23 protein-coding genes are annotated in these 23222 nt (G+C 66.9%); 6 read left to right on the top strand and 17 right to left on the bottom strand.

Going from position 1 to position 23222, the window contains the following annotated elements:
- Window positions 1-10: 10 nt before the first annotated feature.
- The gene (locus ACNH6H_RS19785) at window positions 11-715 is read right to left on the bottom strand and encodes a helix-turn-helix domain-containing protein (RefSeq protein WP_418320013.1); all 705 of its coding nucleotides are present in this window, start codon (window positions 713-715) and stop codon (window positions 11-13) included.
- Between the two features lie 137 nt (window positions 716-852).
- On the opposite strand from ACNH6H_RS19785, the gene ACNH6H_RS19780 reads away from it, so the two are divergent.
- Window positions 853-2049, top strand: a complete 1197-nt coding sequence (locus tag ACNH6H_RS19780; RefSeq protein ID WP_418320011.1) for a pyridoxal-phosphate-dependent aminotransferase family protein — start codon at window positions 853-855, stop codon at window positions 2047-2049.
- A 133-nt stretch (window positions 2050-2182) separates the two neighbouring features.
- Window positions 2183-2743 carry a hemerythrin domain-containing protein gene (locus ACNH6H_RS19775; protein WP_418320009.1) on the top strand — a complete coding sequence of 187 codons (561 nt, stop codon included), beginning with the start codon at window positions 2183-2185 and terminating at the stop codon, window positions 2741-2743.
- A gap of 10 nt (window positions 2744-2753) precedes the next feature.
- Here the strand turns inward: ACNH6H_RS19775 and ACNH6H_RS19770 are convergent, their stop codons facing one another.
- Window positions 2754-5960 (bottom strand): two-component regulator propeller domain-containing protein, encoded by a 3207-nt coding sequence (locus tag ACNH6H_RS19770; RefSeq protein ID WP_418320008.1) that lies wholly within the window; start codon window positions 5958-5960, stop codon window positions 2754-2756.
- 93 nt (window positions 5961-6053) lie between these two features.
- Here ACNH6H_RS19770 and ACNH6H_RS19765 point away from each other — a divergent pair, with 93 nt between their 5' ends.
- Complete coding sequence (locus ACNH6H_RS19765; RefSeq protein ID WP_418320006.1) at window positions 6054-6257, top strand: hypothetical protein; 204 nt, start codon at window positions 6054-6056, stop codon at window positions 6255-6257.
- A 79-nt stretch (window positions 6258-6336) separates the two neighbouring features.
- On the opposite strand, the gene ACNH6H_RS19760 is transcribed toward ACNH6H_RS19765, so the two are convergent.
- From ACNH6H_RS19760 to ACNH6H_RS19750, 3 genes are all read right to left on the bottom strand, one after another.
- Complete coding sequence (locus ACNH6H_RS19760) at window positions 6337-6600, bottom strand: DUF2789 domain-containing protein (RefSeq protein ID WP_418320005.1); 264 nt, start codon at window positions 6598-6600, stop codon at window positions 6337-6339.
- 122 nt (window positions 6601-6722) lie between these two features.
- The gene (locus ACNH6H_RS19755; protein ID WP_418320004.1) at window positions 6723-7883 is read right to left on the bottom strand and encodes a HupE/UreJ family protein; all 1161 of its coding nucleotides are present in this window, start codon (window positions 7881-7883) and stop codon (window positions 6723-6725) included.
- A complete protein-coding gene (locus tag ACNH6H_RS19750; RefSeq protein ID WP_418320003.1) occupies window positions 7880-9067 on the bottom strand; it encodes a hypothetical protein in 1188 nt (395 codons plus the stop codon). The genes ACNH6H_RS19755 and ACNH6H_RS19750 overlap by 4 nt, the downstream gene beginning before the upstream one ends.
- A gap of 220 nt (window positions 9068-9287) precedes the next feature.
- On the opposite strand from ACNH6H_RS19750, the gene ACNH6H_RS19745 reads away from it, so the two are divergent.
- The 3 genes from ACNH6H_RS19745 (at window position 9288) to ACNH6H_RS19735 (ending at window position 10679) form a co-directional block, all read left to right on the top strand.
- Entirely contained in the window at window positions 9288-9557 is a 270-nt protein-coding gene (locus tag ACNH6H_RS19745; RefSeq protein ID WP_418320002.1) for a hypothetical protein, read from the top strand.
- Between the two features lie 133 nt (window positions 9558-9690).
- On the top strand, window positions 9691-10158 hold the full coding sequence (locus ACNH6H_RS19740) for a M15 family metallopeptidase (RefSeq protein WP_418320001.1): 468 nt from the start codon (window positions 9691-9693) through the stop codon (window positions 10156-10158).
- Window positions 10155-10679, top strand: a complete 525-nt coding sequence (locus ACNH6H_RS19735) for a hypothetical protein (protein WP_418320000.1) — start codon at window positions 10155-10157, stop codon at window positions 10677-10679. The genes ACNH6H_RS19740 and ACNH6H_RS19735 overlap by 4 nt, the downstream gene beginning before the upstream one ends.
- Before the next feature lie 4 nt (window positions 10680-10683).
- On the opposite strand, the gene ACNH6H_RS19730 is transcribed toward ACNH6H_RS19735, so the two are convergent.
- The 12 genes from ACNH6H_RS19730 to hydA form a co-directional block, all read right to left on the bottom strand.
- Complete coding sequence (locus ACNH6H_RS19730; protein ID WP_418319999.1) at window positions 10684-11370, bottom strand: ankyrin repeat domain-containing protein; 687 nt, start codon at window positions 11368-11370, stop codon at window positions 10684-10686.
- Entirely contained in the window at window positions 11367-12587 is a 1221-nt protein-coding gene (locus tag ACNH6H_RS19725; protein WP_418319998.1) for a pyridoxal-phosphate-dependent aminotransferase family protein, read from the bottom strand. The genes ACNH6H_RS19730 and ACNH6H_RS19725 overlap by 4 nt, the downstream gene beginning before the upstream one ends.
- Window positions 12588-12626: 39 nt before the next feature.
- Entirely contained in the window at window positions 12627-13388 is a 762-nt protein-coding gene (locus ACNH6H_RS19720) for a fumarylacetoacetate hydrolase family protein (protein WP_418319997.1), read from the bottom strand.
- Between the two features lie 11 nt (window positions 13389-13399).
- Window positions 13400-14806 carry an amidase gene (locus ACNH6H_RS19715; RefSeq protein WP_418319996.1) on the bottom strand — a complete coding sequence of 469 codons (1407 nt, stop codon included), beginning with the start codon at window positions 14804-14806 and terminating at the stop codon, window positions 13400-13402.
- Complete coding sequence (locus ACNH6H_RS19710; RefSeq protein ID WP_418319995.1) at window positions 14806-16098, bottom strand: TRAP transporter large permease; 1293 nt, start codon at window positions 16096-16098, stop codon at window positions 14806-14808. Before ACNH6H_RS19710 ends, ACNH6H_RS19715 begins: the two co-directional genes overlap by 1 nt.
- Complete coding sequence (locus tag ACNH6H_RS19705) at window positions 16095-16703, bottom strand: TRAP transporter small permease subunit (protein WP_418319994.1); 609 nt, start codon at window positions 16701-16703, stop codon at window positions 16095-16097. The genes ACNH6H_RS19710 and ACNH6H_RS19705 overlap by 4 nt, the downstream gene beginning before the upstream one ends.
- Before the next feature lie 70 nt (window positions 16704-16773).
- Window positions 16774-17838: a TRAP transporter substrate-binding protein gene (locus tag ACNH6H_RS19700; RefSeq protein ID WP_418319993.1), complete on the bottom strand. Its 1065-nt coding sequence runs from the start codon at window positions 17836-17838 to the stop codon at window positions 16774-16776.
- Window positions 17839-17881: 43 nt separating this feature from the next.
- Window positions 17882-19162 (bottom strand): TRAP transporter large permease, encoded by a 1281-nt coding sequence (locus tag ACNH6H_RS19695; RefSeq protein ID WP_418319992.1) that lies wholly within the window; start codon window positions 19160-19162, stop codon window positions 17882-17884.
- 34 nt (window positions 19163-19196) lie between these two features.
- The gene (locus ACNH6H_RS19690) at window positions 19197-19736 is read right to left on the bottom strand and encodes a TRAP transporter small permease (protein WP_418319991.1); all 540 of its coding nucleotides are present in this window, start codon (window positions 19734-19736) and stop codon (window positions 19197-19199) included.
- 22 nt (window positions 19737-19758) lie between these two features.
- Entirely contained in the window at window positions 19759-20772 is a 1014-nt protein-coding gene (locus tag ACNH6H_RS19685; RefSeq protein ID WP_418319990.1) for a TRAP transporter substrate-binding protein, read from the bottom strand.
- 22 nt (window positions 20773-20794) lie between these two features.
- Window positions 20795-21547, bottom strand: a complete 753-nt coding sequence (locus tag ACNH6H_RS19680; protein ID WP_418319989.1) for an aspartate/glutamate racemase family protein — start codon at window positions 21545-21547, stop codon at window positions 20795-20797.
- Entirely contained in the window at window positions 21544-22971 is a 1428-nt protein-coding gene (gene hydA / locus ACNH6H_RS19675) for a dihydropyrimidinase (RefSeq protein WP_418319988.1), read from the bottom strand. The genes ACNH6H_RS19680 and hydA overlap by 4 nt, the downstream gene beginning before the upstream one ends.
- Window positions 22972-23222: the final 251 nt, after the last annotated feature.

Here is a 23222-nt window from a genome sequence, read left to right as displayed (position 1 = left end):
CGCCCGGCAGCTATTGCGCATCGTCCCCGGCGCGGCCGCTGCGCGGCGGCGAAGCGGATCTGAACTGCACCGCCGCATCGAAGCCGGTCTTCACGAAGGCCAGCACCGCCGCAAAATCGGCATCGGACAGCCGGCGGGCGGCATCGTTGGAGCGGTAGATGTTCGCCAGTTCCCGCTCGCGGCCGGCCTGCACGACCAGCCGGCCGATGCCGAGGTCTTCCAGCCCCTTCCACAACGTCGGGTTGTAGGAGCGCGCCAGCTTCATCGCGAAGGTCAGCGGGTCATGGCGGCCGAGCACCGCAGCGAGCCGCAGGATCACCTCGAATGGCAAGACGACACGGCCGACCTCGGCCTGCTCGAGCAGCGAGATGTCCTTGATGTCGATCGCCTTGCCGACCTCCTTGGTCGTCATGCCGGCGGTCTCCCGGGCCTGGCGCAGCAATGAGCCGGCCTTCGCGATCGCTGCCTGCTGCGACGGCCGGCGGGCACCGGCCTTGGCCAGATTCAGCGACAGTTCGGTCGCACTGCCGGCGATGCCGAGCACATGGTCGCTCCAGCGGCGCAGTTCGCGGGCCACCCGCATCACCGACGCGGTCGTCTCCGGCAGCACCGATTCGGTGACTGAAGCGGCAGCCTTGCCGCTGCGCGTCGTCGGCTTGCGTGCTCGGGGTTTTGCCTCGGCCTTCGAGCGGGCCGCCGTCTTGCTGGTGGGCATCGTGGGCTCCTTCGCGTGGCGGACGAGTGTACGTGGCCGCACCGCGGGGCCGGCAAGACAGGCGTCCGGCATGCTTTGGCCGGCATTGCCGTAGCATCAGGCAAGCTCGACTTCCGGCCGCAACGGCCCCTCCTCGAATGTCCAGTTCCCGACGCATCCCCGGCCGGCGCCTGTTGCACTCGCCAGGCCCGACACCGGTTCCAGACGAGGTGATTGCCGCGATGGCACGCCAGCCGATGGACCTTGCCGACCCGCGGGTCGATGCCTGCATCGCCGAGTGCGAACAGGGTCTGCGCAAATTGCTGCATGCACCCGATGCCGGCATCTACCTCTATGCCGCAAACGGCCACGGCGCCTGGGAAGCCGTGGTCGAGAACCTGCTGGCGCCCGATGCCGCGGTGCTGATCCCGGGCACCGGGCACTTTTCCGAATCCTGGGCGGTGCAGACCGAAGCCCTCGGCCGACGCGTCGTCCGCACGCCGTGGCGGCCCGGCTTTCCGATCGATGCCGATGCGGTGGCGCAGGCGCTGCGCGACGACACCGGGCAGCGGATCGCAGCGGTTTTTGTCGTCCATACCGATACCGCCAGCGGCATCACCAGCGACCTTGTTGCACTGCGTGACGTGATCGACCGCAGCGGCCATCCGGCCTTGCTGGTCGTCGATGCGGTCGCATCGCTGGCCTGCGTCCGGATCGAGATGGACAGCCTGCGCGCCGATGTCGTGCTCAGCGCATCGCAGAAGGGGCTGATGACGCCGCCCGGGCTCGGCATCGTCGCGGTCAACCGGCATGCCGCTGCGCTCGCCGAACGGAATCCGGCGCCACGTTTCTACTGGGACTGGCGGCTGCGCGAAAGCCCGCTGAGTTACCGCAAATTCTGCGGCACGCCGCCACATTCGCTGCTCGCCGGGTTGGCCGCCGCGCTCGAACTGATCGGCGAGGAAGGTGAGGAAGCCGTTTTTGCACGCCACCGGGCCAATGCGGCGGCAGTGCATGCGGCAGTCGAAGCCTGGGCCGAGGCCGGCGCGCTCGGCTTTTTTGCCCGCGAGCCGGCCAGCCGGTCGGTATCGGTGACGACGATCACGGTGCCGGAAGGCACCGACATCGACGGCCTGCGGGCAATCGCACGTGACCGTTTTGGCGTCTCGTTTGCCGGCGGCCTCGGGCCGCTGACCGGCAAGGCATTTCGCATCGGCCACCTCGGAGACCAGAATGCGGCAGGCATTCTTGGCTGCCTCGGCGCGGTCGAGGCCGCGCTGCAGGCCGGCGGCGTGCCGATCGGACGCGCAGCGCTGCCGCGTGCGGTTGACGCGTTCGTCGCCGCCGGCCGCTGACGGCGTCCGATCAGACGCCTTCTTTGTCGCAGATCAAGAAGCGGTCGCGGCGCCAAGTCTAAGGTGAACCTGTCCGGCAGCCCCGACCGTCCGCATCCGCGGGCGAGCGGCCGGCACCGGCAGGAGTTTTCCGATGAACCAGGCCACCAAACCCTTCGACCCGACGCAATCGATCCAGACCAGCGACGGTTTCGACGTTCTCGACAGCTGCCATCGGCAGACGCTGTTCACGCTCGGCAAGCTGTCGGCACTGATTGCCCGGCTGGAAAAATACCGCGAAGCCGATGACGGCGCGCGCGAACTGGCGCGCGAGATCCACCACTTTTTCTCGACCACCGGCCGCCAGCACCACGAAGACGAGGAGCGCCATGTCTTCCCGGCGCTGGAGGCGAGTGACGACGCCGAACTGGTCGACGTCATCCACCGGCTGCAGCAGGACCACCATTGGCTCGAAGCCGACTGGGCCGAACTGGCGCCGCAGCTCGATGCGATCGCCGGCGGACAGTCGTGGTGGGAACTCGATACCTTGCGCCGCGGCGCCGAGGTGTTCACTGCCCTGTCGCACGACCACATCGCACTCGAGGAGTCGATGATCTATCCGCAGGCGCGGCAACGCATCGCCGGCAACGGCCGCAACGAGATGAGCCGCGAAATGGCCGCCCGGCGCCACGCCAAGGCGACCGAGCGCGCCTGATCGGCCGTGCTCAGCGCCGCCGCGGCGCGTCGGCCCAGCCGCTGAGCGTCGAGGAAAAAACGACGTCGAGCTGGCCCGATGCCCACCATTGCGCCAAAGGCCGGCGCAGCCATTGCTGCAGTTCCTCGGCCGAGTCGGCGCGCGCCTGGATCAGGCCGAGCCAGCCATTGCGACCGGCCGACTTGACCGCCATCAGTGCGGCATCGGCGGCATTGACGGCTGAATTCCAGTCGACCGCGCGGGCAAATTTCGGCGCCAGCGGGAAGCAGCAGAAGCCGACCGAACAGGTTCGCTGCACGCGGACCCCGTCGTCGAGTACAAATGGCTCTGCAATTGCCGCAACGACCCGCTCGGCGAGTTGCGCGGCGCTGGCTCGCGCCGCATCACGGGCGAGGATCAGAAATTCCTCGCCGCCCCAGCGGATCAGGTGATCGCTGTCGCGAAAAACCGTCTGCAAACGGCCGCGCATCTGCTTGATCACCGCATCGCCGGCGGCATGGCCATGGCTGTCGTTGATCTGCTTGAAATGGTCGATGTCGACGAGGAAGAAGATCAGGTCGGAATCCTCGGCCAGCCAGCTGCCGTGCAGCAGATGGTTTTCATAGCGGCGCACCGCCAGCGCGGTGTCCGCCTCGACATGGATGCCGAAAAAGCGCCGGTTGCGCAGGCCGCTCAGCGGATCGGTCAGGCTGGCATCCTCGAGCGCTGCCGATTCCTTCTTCAGCGCATGGGCGACGTGCTGCAGCTCGATCGTCCGCTCGGCGACCATCCGCTCGAGCCGAAGCTGCGCCCGGCGCAGGTGCCGCGTGCGCCACTGGACCAGCAGCCAAATCGCGAGACCCAGCAGCAGCACGCCGGCAAGCCGAAGGCTCCAGTGCTGCCACCAGGCCGGCAGCACCCGAACCGGCACCACCAATTCGTGCGGACTCCAGATGCCGCTTCGATTGGTCGTGCGCACGCGCAGCACATAGTCGCCCGGATCGAGGTTGCCGTAGCTGGCGACCCGGAAATTGCTCAGCGTGTCGATCCAGCGCTCGTCGTAGCCTTCGAGCCGGTAGGCATACCGGTTGCGGGTCGAGTCGCTGAAATCGAGGGCGGCAAACTCGACGCTGAAGCGGCGCTGGTCGGCGCCGAGACGCACGCCGTCGGTGAGGTATGCCGACCGCTGGCGCTCGCCGTTGATGCGGAATTCGGTGACGACGACGCGCGGCTGGTCATCGGCGACGTCGAAGGATTCGGGGTCGACGACCAGCAGCCCCTTGCTGCCGCCGAACAGGAAGCGGCCGTTGGTCATCCGTTCGTATGAGCGAAACCAGCCGGTGCCGATGCTGACGCCATCGGCCTCGGTCAGCTCGTGGAGCCGGTCGACGACGGGATCGTAGACATACATGTGGGTCCAGATTCGACCGCGGCGATCCTGCAGCAGGCTGGCACCGAACGGGCGGCTGGTGACGCCGTGGCGCTCGCTGATGCGATCGAAGACCGCATGCTGGCCATCCCAGCCGAGCAGGCGGTGCAGGCCGGTGACAGCGGTATCGACCCACAAGCTGCCGTTGCGATCGATCAGCAGGCCGATCACGGTCGGATTGGCCAGACCCTGGCCGTCCGAGCCGTTGACCGTGCGCAGTTGCCTTTCGCCCGGCTTGATGCGGAACAGGCCGGTGGCGCCGCCGACCCACAAGGTCTGGTCGGCGGCCTGCGCCAGCACGAACACCGCACCCTTCAGCGGCGCGCCGCCGTGAAGGGCGATCCGCTCGAACCGTTCCTGTCCGGCCAGCAAGCGGTGCAGTCCGTCCTGGGTGGCGAGCCAGAGATTGCCGCCGGAGTCGGCATGCAGCCAGTGGGTGATGCCGGCGTCATGGCGCAGCGTGCGCAGCAGCCCGCGTGTGCGCGAATACTGCAGCAGCCGCGAATCGCCGGCAAACCAGACCGAGCCGTCAGGGGCTTGGGTCATCGCGGTGATGCGCTCGGGCACGGCAGCAGCATCCGGCGCCGATGGACTCAGCATCGGATTGTCCGGGTCGAAGGCGCCAGTGACGCGCAAACCGGCATCCATCACCAGCACCCCCTGCTCCGGCGTCGAGGCCAGCAGTTCGCCATTGTCGAGCTGCAGCAGCCCACGGATGTCCGCCTGCTGCAGGCGCACCGGCGGATGCAGATCCGGGCCGCGCACCAGGATGCTGCGGTTGGTCGGGTTGTGCCGCTGCAGCCCGAGCCCGAAGCCGCCGATCCAGATAAAACCGGCGTGGTCGACGATCATCGTGCGAACATGGTTGGCCGCGAGCCCGGCCGGATTGCGCGGGTCATGGCGCAGCCGCCGCAGCCGTGCGCCATCGGCAAGCCGGTGGATGTCGATTCCGCTCGAACTGCCGACCCAGAGCCGGCCACCCGGCGCCTCGACGAAACTGGCGACCTGACCGCGCCGCGCAACGGCATCGACACCGGAATCGAGCCAGCTGACGGCATTGCGGGCCGGGTCGACCGCGCCGATCTCACCCTGCTGGGTGCCGAACCAGATCCGGCCGTCCGAGGCCTGCAGCAGCGCGCTGACGACCGCACTGCCACCCGGTCGCGGCTGGCTCGCCGGCCAGCGCGTCGGCTCGAACTCGCTCGCGCCGCGACGCAGCCTGGCGAGCCCGGCCCAGGTACCGACCCACAAGCTGCCCTCGCGGTCGACCAGCAGGCTGCTGATCCGATCGTCCGGAAGACCGGCGACCCGGCCGCTGAAATGCTCGAAACGGGCGCTGGCGGGTTCGAAGCGGGCGAGCCAGCCGGCGCCGCCGGCCCAGATGAAGCCATCGTGGTCTTCGGCGAGCGCCAGGATGGTCGGTGCAGCCTGTCCGTCCGCCACCGATTCGGGCGGCCGATGAACCTCGACCCGGCCGGTGACCGGGTCGTGCACGCCGAGGCCAAGCGACTCGGTGCCTATCCACAGCCGACCGTCGCGCGCCGGCAGCATCGCCTGTACCCAGCCGAGGTTGCGCGCCGCCGGATTCGTGCTCTCGCGCAGCAGCGGCCGGAAGTTGTGTCCGTCATAGCGGACCAGACCGTCACCGGTGCCGATCCAGATGAAGCCGGCCTTGTCCTGCGCCAGGCTGGCGACGACATCGCGCGGGATCATGCGCTGGCCGATCCGTTCCAGCCGCGGCTCGTCCATCGGCCTCATCGCCGCCGGTTCGACTTCTGCGGCAGATGCGGTCAAGGCAACGGACAGCATCAGCCAGATCGCCAAGGACACTGCGAGCCACATGCCGGCTGCGGCCAACCAGCCGAAGCGGCCGATGCAACTGGCTGGATGTACAGTAGCGGCATGTCGAGCACCCACCGCCCCTACCGCTGCCGCCTGTGCGGTGCTGCCAGCTACCAGCGTCTGCTGCACCGCGGCCCGGACGGTGCGATGGGCTACAGCGGCACCTACCGCTGCTCGGGCTGCGCAATCGATTTCGCCGACCCGATCGAATGGCGCGATGCACCGGCGGAGCCGGAGCCAGGGCTGACTGCACTCTCCCATTGACCAGCGCACCGTGGCGGCGACCGCTGCGGCCACATGCGCGGCAAACGGCATGCGCGAGGCTCCGCAGCGGGCCGTTCGATCAGCGTGATCCGCGCAGTTCGTCTGACGGCTGGTGGTTCAACAGCGCCGACAGCGTATCGACGACTTCGGCCCAGTCCGCATCCTCACGGATTTCTTCGCGCAGGAATTGCGCCTGCGACTGATTCCAGAACGGCGCATCGGCCAGCGCCATGCCGTCGGGCAGCGGGCGATGACTGGCAACAAAGGCCTCGATCGACGCGGCATCCGACGGCAGACCGAGCTGCTCGAACAGATCAGGGAGTGTGTGATTGGGCAATTCCATCGGTGGGCTCCGGCAGTTTTTTGCGTCCGCGTCCGCGGCACGGTCGCAGCATGATAAGTGGCGCCAGACGCCCTCGATGTCGGAAATCGCCCCGGCATCGGCAATCCGGATGAGGCGCGGGCTCAGAACGGCAGCAGTTCGAGCCTGAACGCGCGCTCGGCGAACCAGGCCGCGGCCAGCAGCGCGATCAGCAACGAACCGCCGACCAGCACGCCGCGGCGATAAAAGCCTGTGCCGCGCAGCCAGTAGGCGAGCGGCAGAAACAGCACGACGATCGCCAGCTGGCCGAGCTCGACGCCGACATTGAAGCCGACCAGCGCCAGCAGCAGGCTTGCCTGCGGCAGGCCGAGGTCGGCCAGCACGCTGGCAAAACCGAAGCCGTGGATCAGGCCGAAGATGAAGGCGACCAGCCAGCGCCGCCGCTGCACCAGCGGCCAGACATTGTTCAGCGCCGCCAGCACGACCGACGCCGCAATCACCGCCTCGACCCAGCGCGACGGCAGCACGACGACGCCGAGCGTCGCCAGCGACAGCGTGATCGAATGGGCGGCGGTGAAGGCGGTGACGATCTTCACGACGTCGATCGCCGCCGGGCGCAGCCGGTCCACCGGCTGCCAGCGCCCGCCCTGCCACAGCAGCACCGCCGGCAGCAGCAGCGACAACAGAAACAGGATGTGGTCGAAGCCGATCCAGATGTGCCAGACGCCGTCGCCAACAAACGTCAGGAACTGCGCGATCCGCCCCTGGTCGGCGAGTTCGAACTGCTGGCTGGCCGCCTGCGGCGAAAAGATCGCGCTGCGCGAGACGTCGCCGACATCGAGCCTGAGCAGGCCGCGGTGCTGCGGGTCGAGTTCGGCAAACAGCCGGTAGTCGATCGACAGCTGCCGGGGTGCGGCAACCGGGCAGTCGATCTGCAGTGGCACCACGGTATAGGCGCCGTCGCTGTGGTCGTCGACCAGCTGTTCGCCAGCCGATATCGCGCAGGCTTGCCCGTCGGCAGCAATCGCCAGCCGGGCCAGTGCATGGGCGGCAATCGCCTGGTGGCGCTGGCGCAGTTCACCCCAGGTGATCTCGCCATTGCCGTCGGCATCGAGGCCGATTGCATGGTCGAGGTCGCGCAGCGCGATATCCCAGCGGCCGGACAGGCCGTCGGCTCCGACCTGCAGCGACAGGTAGCTGTCGGACGGTTTGTGAGCCAGCGCTGGCGACGCCGCGATCGCGATCAGCAGCGCCGCGACACTGCTCCGCCAGGCTTGCCGGACCCGCTGCAGTGTGCCGCTCACGACAGGCTTTTCAGTTGATCGGCAAGACCGCGCAGCACCACGCTTTCGACACCGTTTGTTGTCATCCATTCGAGTGCCGGCGCGGCAGCGGCCGGGTCGCGGGCGGCCAGGGCTGCCTCGAGCAGCACCCTGGCGTCGGCCGGCTCACGCTGCAGCCGGTAGTTCGAGGCAGCCAGTGCCAGCGCCCGCGCCGGCTCGCCGCGGATCGCCAGCGCGAAGCGCGCCTCTTCCTTTTCATGCACCTTGTCGCCACGCAGCGCGGCGGCGGCAAACCGTGCCTGCAGATCGGCCGACCACGCGGCGAGTGCCGGATCGCCAGCGGCTTTTGCCGCCAGCGCGAGGCGCAGCAACAGCAGGTCGGAGCGTTCCATGCCTTTCAGCAGGACGAGCACCTCGCGCGGCCGCTGCTGATCGAGCAGGAAGTCGGCATAGGCGGCCAGCAGATATCCGTCGGTGATGCCGAGCGCCAGCGCCTCGCGGTAGGCCTTTTCGGCGGCAACCGGGTCGCCGCGCCGGGCCTCGATCTCGCCGAGCAGCGTCAGCGCCCACAGCCGATCGGCGGCTGCGGCGGTGGGCCCGCCGGGTGCGAGCATGGCCTGCAGCGCCTGTGCGGCGGCGGCAGCCCGCCCGGTCAGCGAATCGATCGCGGCGCGGCAGGCGACGCCGATCAATGGCGACGCGAGCGGCCGCATCTTCGCGCAATCTGCCCTCGCCTCGTCATAGCGGGCCTGCACCATGTGGATTGCGGCACGCCACGACCAGGCTTCGCCGTTGCCGGGGGCCGCCCGGACGACTGCATCGAGGTCGGCAAGGGCTTCGTCGAAATGGTGGTTGAACTGCAGCAGGATCGCGCGCACGACGCGCACCTGCAGCGGCGGCGCCGGCAGATCCCACCATGGCGCCAGTGCCGCCTGCGCATACCCGATGTAGCGCGGGTCGCCTTCGGCGGCAACGCTGCGGTGGTACAGCCTGGCCAGTGCCAGCGCGGCATCGAGATCGCGCGGCTGCGCAGCCAGTCGCTGGCGCAATTCGCGGATGCTGCGGCTGCGCGGATCGTCGGCGCGGGCCGGCAGCGTTTCGAGCACCGTCGCATCGGACGCCGGACGGTAGGGCGCGGCAATGGCAGCCGAGCCAAGCAGGCTCGCAACGGCGCACGACACGACGGACCGGACAACAACACTCATGGAAAACACCAGGATCGGCAAAGCGCCGAGTATCGACGCTTTGTATGCCGGCGCCGCGGCGATGAAACAAGTTGTACGACGGTCAACGCGGTGAAACGGTCAGCGTTCTAGTCAGGCCGGGCTGTCACGGGTTCGACATCGCCAAAGATGCGGTGCCGCCTGCAATGGGCCGACAAGCAAGCTTCACATGTTCGTTTCTGCAACTCACGGAAAACCAATCATGATCAAAGTTCTGTCGACCCTCACACTCGCGCTGTTCGCCGTTTCGTTCAATGCCCACGCCGCATCCCACGGCGGCGCGGCCCCGATGAAGGCCGAGGCCGCCAGCGCGCCCGCAAGCGGCGCGATGAAAAAGGAAGAAAAAGCCGCCGCCAAGGATGTGAAGAAGGAAGAAAAGGCGATGGCGAAAGAGGTGAAGAAAGAGATGAAGGAAGAGAAGAAGGAGATGAAGGAAGAGAAGAAGGACATGAAGGACGCGGCGAAGAAATAAGTTCTCGCGCTTCTCGACCGGAAGGCAGGGCTGGTCCCTGCCTTTTTCTTTGCCCGCTTTACGCAGGCCATCGCAGATAGGGGTGCCCATCAAAAGCGAACGGCAGTAGCCTGCCGCTTTTGTGGAGGTTGCGATGAGCGAGTTCAAATTGGGAACCAGGTCATTGTCCGAACTGAAAGGCGTGCATCCCGATCTGGTGGCCGTCGTCAAGCGGGCGATCGTGCTGACTGTGCAGGACTTTTCGGTCCACGACGGCATCCGCACGCTGGCCGAGCAGCAGCGCCTGGTCGCCTGCGGCGCCAGCCAGACGCTCGATTCGCGGCACATCACCGGCCATGCGGTCGATCTGGTGCCGTACATCAACGGCAAGCTGCGCTGGGAATGGCCACCGATCTACCGGATCGCCGATGCGGTCAGAATGGCCGCTCGCGAAAACGGCACACCGCTGCGCTGGGGTGGCGCCTGGGACGTCGATTTCACCGATTCGACGTCGTCGCCTGAAGATCTGGTGTCCGGCTATGTCGGCCGACGCCGCAAGGCCGGCCTGCGGGCCTTCATCGACGGACCCCATTTCGAATTGCCACGAGCCCTTTATCCATGATCGATCAGTCCTCGCGCCCTGGTGCGGGCCCGCGCCGCAGTGGACGATGGCGCTGGCTGGCCACCGCGGCGCTGGTTCTCGCCAGCGCGGCATGCAAGGGCCCGGCGCCGCCAGCGGCCACACCGGCTGCACCGGCGGTGGCACTGGCCGAAACACGAATCGATCTCGGCGGGCCGACGCTTGTCGCCTTTCTGCCGCCGGATGCGCAGCAGCCAGGGGTCGAGGGCGCGGCCGAAGCCGTCGCCCATGTCGGCTTTGCGATGGCCGATACCCGCCAGTGCCTCGGCGACAAGCCGGTATCGATGACGACGGTGTTTGCCGACCGGCTGACGATCAACGAAGGCGGCAACCTCCGGACAATCGAGCTGGACAGACTCGGCCAGGGCATCGGCGCGGTGCTGGCCGAACCGGGACGGGCCGATCACATCGTCAAGGTCGAAGTCGGCGCGTCGTCGCTGTCGCACCTGCTGCCGCAGGCGGCGTTCGACTACTGGCAGCAAGCAGCCTGCAAACGCGACTGAGCGTTCAGCGGGCGCCGGCGGCGCGCAGCGCCGCGACCATCCGCGTGTAGCCGCGTTCGGTCGCCAGTTGCAGCGGCGTGCGTCCCTGCCGATCGGCGAGTTGCGTATCGGCGCCGGCATCGAGCAGCGCCTGCAGCGTCTGCAGGTGGCGCTCGCCGCCGTCGCCGAGCACGATGGACTCGATCAATGCCGTCCAGTGCAGGTTGTTGACATGGTCGAGCGGTGCAGCGGCGGCAATGAGTTGCCGCACGATGCCGACATGGCCGAGGTGGGCGGCCGCAATCAGCGCAGTGCCGTCGTAGCGGCTGGTGACGAGTTTCGCGCTGGCGCCGAGCGACAGCAGCAGGCGCAGCGTGTCCTCGTCATCGGCAACGGCAGCGATCGTCACCGCGTCGTAGCGGTCGTTGTCGAGCGCCGCGGTATCGGCGCCGGCTTCGATCAATGCACGGATCGCCTCGCGCTGCCGCGCAAACGTCGCGACATGCAAGGGCGTGCGGCCATGGGCATCCCGCTGCACGAGTGCGGCCCTGGACGCCCTCGCGAGCTGGGCGATGGCAGCGACATCACCCTGTTGCGCCGCGCGGTGCAGTCCACGATAGGCGGCGATTTCCGACGCTGACGGCGCGACCTGGGCGTGCGCCATGCCAGCAAGCAGCGCGCCAACCAGGCAGCCGATGACGATTAGCTTCATTCCGACGGTGTCGCTGCAAAAAAGTCCATCGCCGCCTGCACGCCGCGGCCGGCGATCGCGACGCCACTGAGCTTCAGCCCCATTTCGACACCGCTCAATGCGGCCATCAGCGTCAGGTTGTTGCAGTCGCCGAGGTGGCCGATGCGGAACATGCGGCCACGCAGCTTGCCGAGCCCGGCGCCGAGCGACAGATCGAAGCGGTCGTGGATCAGCCGGCGCACGGCGTCGGCATCGACGCCACGCGGCGTCACGACACCGGTCAGCACCGGTGAAAAAACCTTGTCGTCCGCACACTGGATCGGCAGGCCCCAGGCCTGCACGGCGGCACGCACACCACGGGCCCAGCGCTGGTGGCGCGCGAAGACCACCGGCATACCCTGCTCGAGCAGCATCTCGATCGCCTCGCTGAGGCCATACAGCAGATTGGTATTTGGCGTGTACGGCCAGTAGCCGGTCTTGTTCATCTCGACGATCTCGTCCCAGGCCCAGAAGGCCTTCGGCAGCTTCGCCGTGTTGCCGGCCTCGATCGCTTTCGGCGACAAGGCATTGAAACTGATCCCGGGCGGCAGCATCAGGCCCTTCTGCGAGCCGCTGATGCTGACGTCGATGCCCCATTCGTCGTGCCGGAAATCGGCGCTCGCCAGGCCAGAAATCGTATCGACCAGCAGCAGCGCCGGATGACCGGCCGCATCGATTGCGCGGCGCACCGCGGCAATGTCGGACGTGACACCGGTCGATGTCTCGTTGTGGACGACGCAGACCGCCTTGATCTGCTGGCCGCGGTCGTCGCGCAGCCGCTGCTCGATCAGTTCGGCCTGCACGCCATGGCGCCAGCTGTTCGGCAAGCCGGTGGCCTCGTCGATGCCGGGCAGCGCGAGCAGTTCGGGCTGCAGCCCAAGGCGCTGCGCCATCTTGTGCCACAACGATGCGAAATGGCCGGTCTCGTACATCAGCACCCGGTCGCCCGGGCTGCAGACATTGACGAGCGCCGCTTCCCAGGCACCAGTGCCCGATGCCGGATAGATCACGACCGGATGGCGGGTCTGGAAAATCTTTCTGATGCCGGCCAGCACCTTGTTGCCAAGGTCCGCAAATTCGGGACCGCGGTGGTCGATCGTCGGCAGGCTGATCGCGCGCAGGATGCGATCGGGCACCGGGCTCGGGCCGGGGATCTGGAGAAAGTGCCTGCCACTGGGATGTTTGTCGAGCGCGATCATTTTTTTCCTTCAAAGGAGCGGCGGCATGCGCCGCCGCGGTCAGAGCTGAACCGATGCCGAACCGACGCCGGGAAATTCGACGCTGACGAGATCGCCAGCGGCTGCCGGAACAAGCCCGATCCAGGTTCCGGTCGTCACGACGGTTCCGGCGGCGACCGTATCGCCATCACGGGTGACATGGCGCAACCATGTCGGCAGCAGAAAACACGGGTCGCCGAGCGCATGGCTGCCGCGGTGCTCGGTCGCCGGCTGATCGCCGATCCGCACCTTGCAGCGTTGTGCACTCCAGTCGAGCGACTGGAACGGCACCCAGTCACCGAGCACCAACGCACCATGCAGTTGCGAATCGGCGAGCCTGGCAAGAACCGGCGCCTGCAGGCCTTCGGTCCAGCGCGAATCGACGATTTCGATCGAGACACACATTGCGTCGATCAGCTTTTCAGCGCGGGCGACGTCGAGCGCGAGCGCGGTCTGCTGGTCGACATCAACGGCCAGCCGAAGCGCAATCTCCGCCTCGATGCAGCGCATCTGGAACGGCCAGTCGCCGGCAGCGGCCGGGCTTTGCCAGACGCCAGCCGGCGGCAACGGCGCATGGGTCAACACCACATCGCGTGACGGGCCGCCCGATTTCCAATGGCGCGGCGGCCACGCATCGGCAAACCAGCCGAGCCGCTCGGCAACAGCCTGCTGCACTGCATACGCTGTGTCGGTATCGGGCAGGTCGACACCAGCGGCCGATACCACCTGCCGCCTGTTCCTCGCATCGACCAGCCGGCTGGTCACGTCATCGATCATCGTCATCGTTTTCCTTTTCAGATTGGCGGCCAGCGCTGCGCCCACGGCGCAGCGGCCTCGAAACGCTCACCCAGCGTCAGCAACAGATTGTCATTGCCGTAGCCACCAATCAACTGGAACCCGATCGGCAGACCGTTGCCTGCCGGCATGGTCGGCAGCGCCAGCGACGGCAGGCCGGCGGCATTGACCCAGCCCGTATAGATCGCATGGCCGCGTGGCCCGACGGGCTGGCCATCGATGCGCGATGGAAACGCTTCGGTTGCCGGCCACGGCAGCGCCGCGGCCGACGGCATCACGATCAGATCGATGTCGTTGAACAGCGTTGCGCTGGCGCGCCGCAGCTGCGTCACCTGTTCGATGATCTGCAGCAGCCGGGTTGCCGGCAGCTGGCGCCCTGCTGCGGCCATCTCGCGGTATTTCGGCGACGCCTGTTGTTCCCAGTCCGGGTGTGCATCGAACATCCGCGCCAGGCCGATCTGGCCGATCTGCGGCCAGGCGTCGACAAAGAAGTCGAGGTCGAGCGGCAGCCCGCCGGCTTCGACGCGATGGCCGAGACCGGACAGCGTGTCGACGGCCTGACCAACGCTGGCGGCGATCTGCGGATCGAGCGGCGCGTTGCCGAGCCGCTCGACATACAGGATCCGCTGCGGCCCGGAGACCGCATGGTCGCGCGATGCCGCCTGCGCAGCAGCCAGCGACGAGCGGTCGACCGGTGCCGGTCCGCGCAATGCGTCGAACAACAGCCGCGCATCGGCGACCGTCCGCGCCAGCGGGCCGATCACCTCGAAATCGAGCAGCAGGCTCGGCAGCACATGCTGCCGCGGCCATGCGCTCAGCGACGGCTTCAGGCCGACGATGCCGGCATGCGACGCCGGCCGACGGATCGAGCCGCCACCATCTTGCGCGATCGCCAGCGGCGCGATGCCGGCAGCGACCGCGGCCACCGCGCCACCACTCGATCCACCCGGCGTCAGCTCGGGCGCCCAAGGGTTGCCGGTCACGCCGTAGACCGGGTTGTCGGTATAACCCTCGAGCGCAAATTCCGGCACGTTGGTCTTGCCGATGATCAAGGCACCGCCGGCGCGGGCACGGGCGACGGCCAGTTCGTCGACGCCGGTGTTGTGCTCGCGCAATGCGCGCGTGCCCCAGCTGGTCGGCATGTCGGCGGTCAGCAGGCTGTCCTTGACGCTGATCGGTATGCCGTCGAGCGGCGACAGCGGCTGGCCGCGTGCATGGCGCGCGGTGGCCAGCTCGGCTTCTTCGAGGAAGGCCTGGTCACGCCGCACCACTACCGCATTGAGCCGCGGGTTGACCGCCTCGAGCCGCTCGATGCAGGCTTTCGCAACGGCGATCGGCGTCAGACTGCCGTCGCGAAAACGGCGCTGCAGTTCACACGCGGACAACTGCCACAAACGATCGCCCATCACATCTTCCCCGGCAGCCAGGTCGCGATGCCCGGGAACATCATCAGCAGGATCGTGAAGACGATCATGATCAGCACATACGGCAATGCACCGACGATCGCGTCATGGATGCCGCCCTTGTCGGGCCGGATGCCGTGGACGACGAACAGGTTCATGCCGACCGGTGGCGTGATCATCCCGAGTTCGCACATCAGCACGATGAAGATGCCGTACCAGACCGGATCGACGCCGATCGCGGTGACGATCGGGAAGGTGATCGGAATCGTCGCGACCATCATCGACAACACGTCCATGAACATGCCGAGAATCAGGTAGAAGACGATCAGCACCAGCAGCAGCTGCATCGCGCTGAGGCCGAACGAGGTGACCCAGGCCGTCATCGCCTCGGCAACGCCGGTCAGGCTGATCGCGAGGTTCAGGATGAACGCGGCGGTGATGATCAGCAGGATCATGCCGCTGGTCTTCGCGGTCTGCACGAAACAGTGCTGCAGCAGCGGCCAGTTCAGCTTGCGGCTCTTCGCGGCGAAGAACAGCGAAGCGACGACGCCGAGTGCGGCCGATTCGGTCGTCGTCGCCAGCCCGCTGTACAGGCCGCCCATCACGATGAAAAAGACGACGCCGGGCGGCACCAGGTCCTTCAGCAGCCGCATCCGGATCGCCAGCGGCACCTTGTCCTCGCGGATCGCGGTGCCGGTGACCAGCGCATGGACCAGGATGAAACCCATGAACGCGGCGGCGAGCATCAGGCCCGGGATGATGCCGGCGACGAACAGCTTGCTGATCGAGGTGTCGGTCAGCGAGCCGTAGATGATCATGTTGACCGACGGCGGGATCAGGATGCCGAGCGTGCCGCCGGCGGCGATCGAGCCGAGCGACATGTCCATCCGGTAATTGCGCTTGTGCAGCGACGGCAGCGCGACGGTGCCGATCGTCGCCGCGGTCGCAACCGACGATCCGGAGGTCGCGGCGAACAGCGCGCTGCAGCCGACGTTGGTGTGCAGCAGGCCTCCAGGCAGCCGGCCGAGCCAGGCAGCCAGCGCGCCGAACATGCGGTCGGCGATGCCGGAGCGCAGCAGCAGTTCGCCCATCAGCACGAACAACGGGATTGCGGTCAGCAGGTTGTCGTTGTGCACGCCCCAGACCACTGGCGCGATCGAATTGATGAACGGCATGCCGTACGCGGCAAGCCCGCCGACGATGCCCACTGCAGCCATCGCGACGGCGATCGGCAGGCCGAGCAGCATCATGCCGAGCATGCCGCCGAAGGCGACCAGGATGTAGGTGACGTTCATGCTTGTGCTCCAGCCGGTTCGGAAGCCGGCAATTCGGTGACCGTGGCGGAACGGGCCTTCAGGTCCTGCACCTCTTCGTCGACTTCCTGCTTCGTCGTGCGCGGACCGAACTCATCGTTCAGCGTCGCGCTGTCGCCACGCAGCAGCAGCCAGCTCGCCCTCAGCGCATAGCCGGCAGCGACCAGCGCGAACATCATCAACCCGGCCAGCCAGGCCGATTGCGGATATTGCAGCGGCGTTGCCCACGGCGTCTGCGAGACGCTCTGGTAGCTGCGCGTATCCTGGATCACATACCACGCGAGCCAGGCCAGCAAGCCGCTGAAGGCGGCCAGGCAGACCACCGACAGCCAGTTCAGCACGGTCTGCAGCAGCGGCGGCAGGCGGTCGTGGAAGACATCGACGCGGATGTGCGAACGCCCCATCAGCGCGAGGCTGAATGCAATCGTCGCGCCAAACGCCAGCGCATAGCCGCCGAGTTCGTCGGCCCCTTGCAGCGAAAAATTGAAGGCCTTGCGGACAAAGGTTTCCACTGCAACGAGCAGCGACAACGCGACGAATATCAAGCCGAACAGCGTGCCCAGCCAGCGTTCGATGGAGTCTTTCATGACGCGAATCCTTCGATGGTGATGCTTGTGGAAGGCGCCGCGATCGGCGCCCTCCCGGGTAGATCGAGGCTTACTGGACGTTGATTGCCTTGCCGACGGTCTTCTTCCAGGCATCGGAGCAGCCCGGGTTCGACTTGTCGCAGATCTCGGCCCAGGTCGGCAGCGAAATCGTGCCGACCGCCTTGCGCACCGTCTCCTTGTCGGCCGCGGTGACCGGCACATTGACGAGGCTGAATTTCTTGCCGGTCGTGCACGGATCCATGCCGGCATTGCAGTTGATCGCATCCTGCGTCAGTTCGGCCGAATAGGCCCAGATGTCGTCGGTCAGCGCATTGAATGCAGCCTGCATCTTGACCTTCTGCTCGGCATTGAGCCGGTTCCAGGCCTTCAGCGTGATCGCATAACCGTTCAGCGCCATCTGGAAGCCGAGCGGATACTGGTGCGTCGTGACCTCGGGCCAGTTCGACGAATTGGCCGAACTCGGGCCGGTGATCGCACAGTCGACGACGCCGAGCGACAGCGACTGATGCACCTCGGTGAACGACAAGGGCACCGGCGTGCCGCCGACCGACTCGACGAATTTCGCGAGGTTCTGGTCATAGACCCGGACCTTCATGCCTTTCAGATCCGACAACTGCGTCAGCGGCTTCTTGCAGAACAGGATCTGCGGGCCGAACGGCCAGATGCCGAGCAGCTTGACCTGGAACTGCTTCTGCAGCCGCTGGTCCAGCGTCTCACGATAGGACTCGTAGACCTTGCGCGCGGTTGCATAGTCGGGTGCCGCGCCGACCAGGTCCATGCCGAGCAGCGTCGGCTCGTCGCGCGAGTTCTGCGATACACGCAGCGAAACGATGTCGAACAGGCCGGCTTTCATCACGCGCAGCTGCTCGGTATCCTTGATGCCGAGCGAATCGATCGACTTGTAGTCGGCATCGATCGGCAGCCCGGTGCGTTTCGCGAAATCGTCGAAAAACGGCTTCTCCTTGTTCTTCTGGATCAGGCCGGTGGCCGCCGGCTGGCCGACCACCTTGAAGGTGATCCGGTCATCGGCGCTGGCCAGCAGCGGGGCGGCGAGCAACGTGGCGGCGGCGGTGCCGGCGGCAAACAGTCTGGCGATGCGGTGGGTCCGGTTCATCGGGTTTCCTTTGCTTGGGGGAGGGACAGGAACGACGTCGACGTCAATAGCCGAGCGCGCGGGGAAGGGTCGTGACGACCGACGGGATAAACATGCACAGCAGCAGCACCGCGTACATCAAGGTGATGAACGGCCAGGCGCTGCGCACCAGCTCGCGCATCGGCACCTTGGTGACGCCGCAGACGACGAACAGCACGACGCCGACCGGCGGCGTCAACATGCCGATCACCAGGTTCAGCACGAACAGGAAGCCGAAGTGCAACGGGTCGATGCCGTACTGCAGCGCAATCGGGTGCAGCAGCGGCACCAGCATGATGTAGGCCGCGTTCGACTCGAGGAACATGCCGACGACGAACAGCAGCAGGCTGACCAGCAGCAGGAAGACAATCGGGTCGCTGGTCAGCCCGAGCAGCAGTTCCGACAGCTTCTGCGGCAGCAGGTCGATGGTCATCAGGTAGGTGATGATCGATGCGAAGGCGATCAGCGCGCCGACCACTGCCGAGGTGATCGCCGCGCGGACGACGACGCCGGGCAGGTCGGCGATCTCGAGCCTGCGCGTGACGAAGAAGCCGATCGCCAGTGAATAGACGACGGCGATCGCCGCGCCTTCGGTCGGCGTGAATGCGCCGCCGACGATGCCGCCGATCACGATCACCGGCATCAGCAGCACGACCAGCGAGCGGCGCAGTTCGCCGAGCACGCGCGACAGCTTGAACGGCTCGCCGGTGATCGCCCAGCCGCGCCGCGTCGCGATCCACGAGCACAGCGCCATGAAACCGACTGCGATGATCAAACCGGGCAACACACCGGCCATGAACATGCCGCCGACCGACACCGACGAGCCGGCCATGAAGGCGTAGACGATCATCGCGCCGCTCGGCGGAATGATCGGGCCGAGATTCGCTGCGGCGGCGACCAGCGCGGCGGCAAAACCGCGGTCGTAGACCTTCGACAGCGACGGCACAAGAATCGACGACAACGCGCTCGCATCCGACACTGCGGCACCCGACACGGTGGCCAGCCCGGCGCCGGACAACATCGTCACATGCGCCAGCCCGCCGCGCACCCGGCCGACGACCGAATTGGCCAGCGCGATCAACCGCTCGACGATGCCGGCCTTGATCATCAGCTCGCCGGCGAGCATGAAGAACGGGATCGACATCAGCGGGAAGGAATTGACCGCATGCATCATCCGCTGCGGCACGATCGAGAAATCGACGCCGGCGATCCACAGCCCGCCAATCGCAGAGACCCCCATCGCAAACGCGATCGGCAGGCCCAGGCAGGCCAGCAGCATGAAGCCGAGCACGATGCCGAGGCTCATGACAGGCTCCTTTCGAGATGGAGATGGCGCGCGGTCATTCGGCGCTCCCGGAATCGTTCGGCCGCGGCCCGTCGATCGCAACCCGCAGCAGGTGCAGCGCAGACAGCGCCGAGCCGATCGCCACCGGCACGATGAACCAGCCGACGCTCCAGTCGAGCACCGACATCAGCTCGTCCCATTGCTCGATGGCAACGCCGGTCGCTGCCCACGCGATGATCGTCATCATCACCGCGCCCAGCAGCGCGCCGGCACGGCGCAGCAGTTGCTGGACCGGCGCCGCAAAACGGCTGACGACGATGTCGATGCCGATGTGCGCACCCTGGCGAACGCCGAGCGGGATCGCGAGAAAGATGCTCCAGACGAAAGCCAGCCGCGACAACTCATCGGCCCAGTCGAACGACTGGTTGAAGCCGTAGCGCATCACCACCTGCGCCGAGACGATGCCGACCATCGCCGCGACCGCGACCAGCAGCGCGCCGAGCACCACGCGGTCGAGCGCATCGAGGATGCGGCCCGTCCAGGTGGTCGGGTCGAACGTGACCGGCAGCACCGGCTTGCGCATCGTCGTGTCCATTGCCGTCTCCGATCGATCCGGCTCAGGGTTTCGCGACGTCGGCCAGCACCTGATCGACCAGTGCGGCGCCGGCGCGCTTCTTGACGACGTCGTTGATCACCGGTGCCGACAGCTTGCGCATCTCCTCGCGCACCGCCGGCGGGATCTCGGTGTAGGTCATCTTGGTCTTCAGGTCGGCCAGCGCCTTCGCCTCAGACTCGATCGCGAGCTTGCGCTGGAACGCCACCGTCGCCGCCATCGCCTCTCGCACCGCCTTCTGGTGCTCGGGCTTCAGCTGCTCGAGCGCCCGCTTGCTGCCGATCACCGCGATGAAATCGAAGAAGTGGCCCGAGTTCGACAAGTGCTTCTGCACCTCGCCGTAACGCGATGCCGAAATCACCGTATAGGGGTTCTCCTGCGCGTCGACGACCTTCTGCTCGAGCGCCGAATACAGCTCCTTGACGTCCATCGAGATCGGATTGGCGCCGAGCGCGCGGAACGACGCGAGGTGGGTTTCGCTCGGTTGCAGGCGCAGCTTCAGCCCCTTCAGATCATCGACGCTCTTGATCGGACCACGGCTGTTCGTCAGGTGGCGCATGCCGAGCTCCATCCAGCCGAGCGAGGTGAAGCCCTTGTCCTGCAGCTTCGCCTCGATCGCATCGCCGACCGGGCCGTCGATCACGCGCAGCGCGACCTCGCGGTTCGGAAAGACGAACGGCAATGCCACCGCCTCGAGTTCGGGCACGATGCGCGACAAATATGCCGCGCCGACCCAGGTCAAGGCCAGCGTGCCGGAGCGCACCGCATCGACGTTCTCCTTCGCGCCGCCGAGTTGCATCGCCGGGAACACGTCGACCTGCAGCTGGTTGTTGGTCAGCCGCGCGACTTCCTTCTTGAATACCTGCTCGACGGCGACGCTGCTCGGATGTTCGCCGGCGAAATTGCCGGCAATCTGCAGCTTCTGCTGCGCGATCGCAGGCGCGGCGGCCAGCATTGCGGCAGCGACGGACAGTGGCGCGAGGATGCGGTTCAGGCGGGGCAGGCGAAGCGAAGTCATCGTGGATCCTTTGTCGAAGGTTTCAGGAGTCGCGGCTGCGGTCGAGCAGCCGTGCAAGGGCCGGACTGAGGCCCTGGTTCGGTTTGACCGGCGGCGGCGCAAAGCTGCCGCGGCTGGCGGCGCCGGGCTGCAGTGCAACCAGCGATTCGGCATGGCGCACCGCACTCGACACGCCGTCGACCACCGGCACCGGCAGGCGGCCACGCAACGACCGGGCCAGCCCGGCCAGCGGCGCGCCGGCCAGCACGATCACGTCGGCGCCGTCTTCGGCGACACAGCGCTCGGCAAGCTCGACCAGCCGCTCGCCCTGGTTGCGCTGCACATTGCCGATGTCCGGCAGCGCTTCGTCGAGGCCGCGGATGCTCGCAAGCCGACCCGACAGCCCGTTGTGCTCGACCGTCTCGCGGTACCAGGCGCGGATGCGCTGCGAGATTGCGACGATCGAAAAGCGCTGGCCGAGCAGGCAGACGCTGGCGAGCGCCGCTTCGGTCAGGCCGACGACCGGGCATGGCAGCGCCTCGCGCAGCCCGCCGATGCCGGGATCGCCGAATGCGGCGACGATCACCGCGTCGAAGCGTTCGTGGTGTTCGGCCGCCAGTTCGGCCGCCGCATAGGCACCGATCAGCGCCTCGAAACGGGTCTCGATGTAGGCAACGCCAAAACGTGCGGTCAGCACCTCGATCGTCGTATCCGGCGCGGCGCTGCGCTCGGCCTCGGCGCGGATCAGCTGCGAGACGCTGTCGGAGATGTTCGGATTGATCAGCAGCAGTTTCATGGCCGACTCCGCATCGGCCGCAACGTCGGTCGGCCGCATTGCAGGAAGCGGCCACGGCCCTGGCGCGGATAAAAGTTCTGGCCGTCCCAGACGACGTCGCCGCCGATCAAGGTCATCCCCGGCCAGGCGCGCAGCGTCATCCCCTGATATGGCGTGTAGTCGACCGCGTGGTGCAGGCGGTCGTTGTCGATCGCGTATTCGCCTTCGTTCCAGATCACCAGATCGGCATCGGCTCCCGGCGCAATCGTCCCCTTGCGCGGATGCAGCCCGTAGGCCTTGGCCGGATTGGTCGATGTCAGCTCGACGAATTTTTCCAGCGTGATCCGCCCGCCCAGCACACCTTCCGAATAGAGCAGCGCGAGCCGCGTCTCGAGGCCCGGAATGCCGTTCGGAATGTGGCGGAATGCGACCTCCTCGCCGCCGGGCTTCTTGCCTTCGGGTGCGTCGTAGCGGAACGGTGCGTGGTCGGACGAAAAGACCGTGAACAGGCCGTCGTTCAGGCCGTCCCAGATCACCTGCTGGTTCGCCTTGTCGCGCGGCGGCGGGCTGCAGATGCAACGCGCACCCTTGTAGCTGTCGTCGATGCCGAGGTCCTCGGCGGTCAGGAACAGGTATTGCGGGCAGGTCTCGGCATGGACCTGCAACCCATGGGCACGCGCCCAGCGGATCTGCTCGACCGCCTCGCGGCCCGACACATGCACGATCAGGATCGGCACGTCGACCAGTTCCGACAATGCGATCGCGCGGTGCGTCGCTTCGCGCTCGACCAGCATCGGCCGCGAGTGCGCGTGGAAACGCGGCGCGGTGCGGCCGGCCGCCTCGAGCCGCTTCGTCAGCCACTCGATGCAGTCGGCATTCTCGGCGTGGATCATCGCCAGCGCGCCATGTTCACGCGCAACCGACAACACATCGAGGATCTGGCCGTCGTCGAGTTTCAGGTCGTCATAGGTCATGTAGACCTTGAACGAGGTATAGCCCTCGGCGATCAGCGCCGGCAGTTCGTTCTCGAGCACCTCGGGCGTCGGGTCGCTGACGATCAGGTGGAAGGCATAGTCGACATGCGCCTTGCCTTCGGCACGGTGGTGGTAATCGGCGACCGCCGCGCGCAGCGACTGCCCCTTGGCCTGCGCGGCAAATGGAATCACCGTCGTCGTGCCGCCGCAGGCTGCGCTGCGCGTGCCCGATTCGAAATCGTCGGCCATCCGCAGCGGCGGCGCCATCGGCTGGTCGAGGTGGCAATGCGCATCGACGCCACCCGGCGTGACGACCCGGCCGGCCGCATCGATCTCGCGCCGGCCACTTGCGAGGCCACTGCCGAGCGAAACGATGCGGCCGTTGCGGACCGCAATGTCGGCGTCGAAGCAGTCGCTTGCGGTCGCCACACGAGCATTGCGGACGACCAGGTCGAAACCGGATTCGCTCATGCCGCGACCCCGATCGCACCGCGGAAGTGCATTGACGTTGACAAGCGTGCGTACATTGTTGTCAACATCGCCTTTGTTGCTCCTCGCTGGTGCTTGTTGCCACAACTGTTCATTTCAGACTGCTCCGGTTGCAAGAGGTGGGCCAGGTTCAACGAATCCGCCCCATCAATGTCGACATCTTCGTCGACAATCGTTTTGTTGGATACCGTGTTAACACTAATGTCGACAATTTTTGATGGGCCATCGATAAT

Origin of the sequence: Pseudideonella sakaiensis (assembly GCF_048320135.1) — a bacterium.
Taxonomy (GTDB): domain Bacteria; phylum Pseudomonadota; class Gammaproteobacteria; order Burkholderiales; family Burkholderiaceae_C; genus Ideonella_A; species Ideonella_A sakaiensis_A.
The sequence above is the reverse complement of the archived record's forward strand: the minus strand, read 5'-3'. Positions and strand labels throughout refer to the sequence as shown.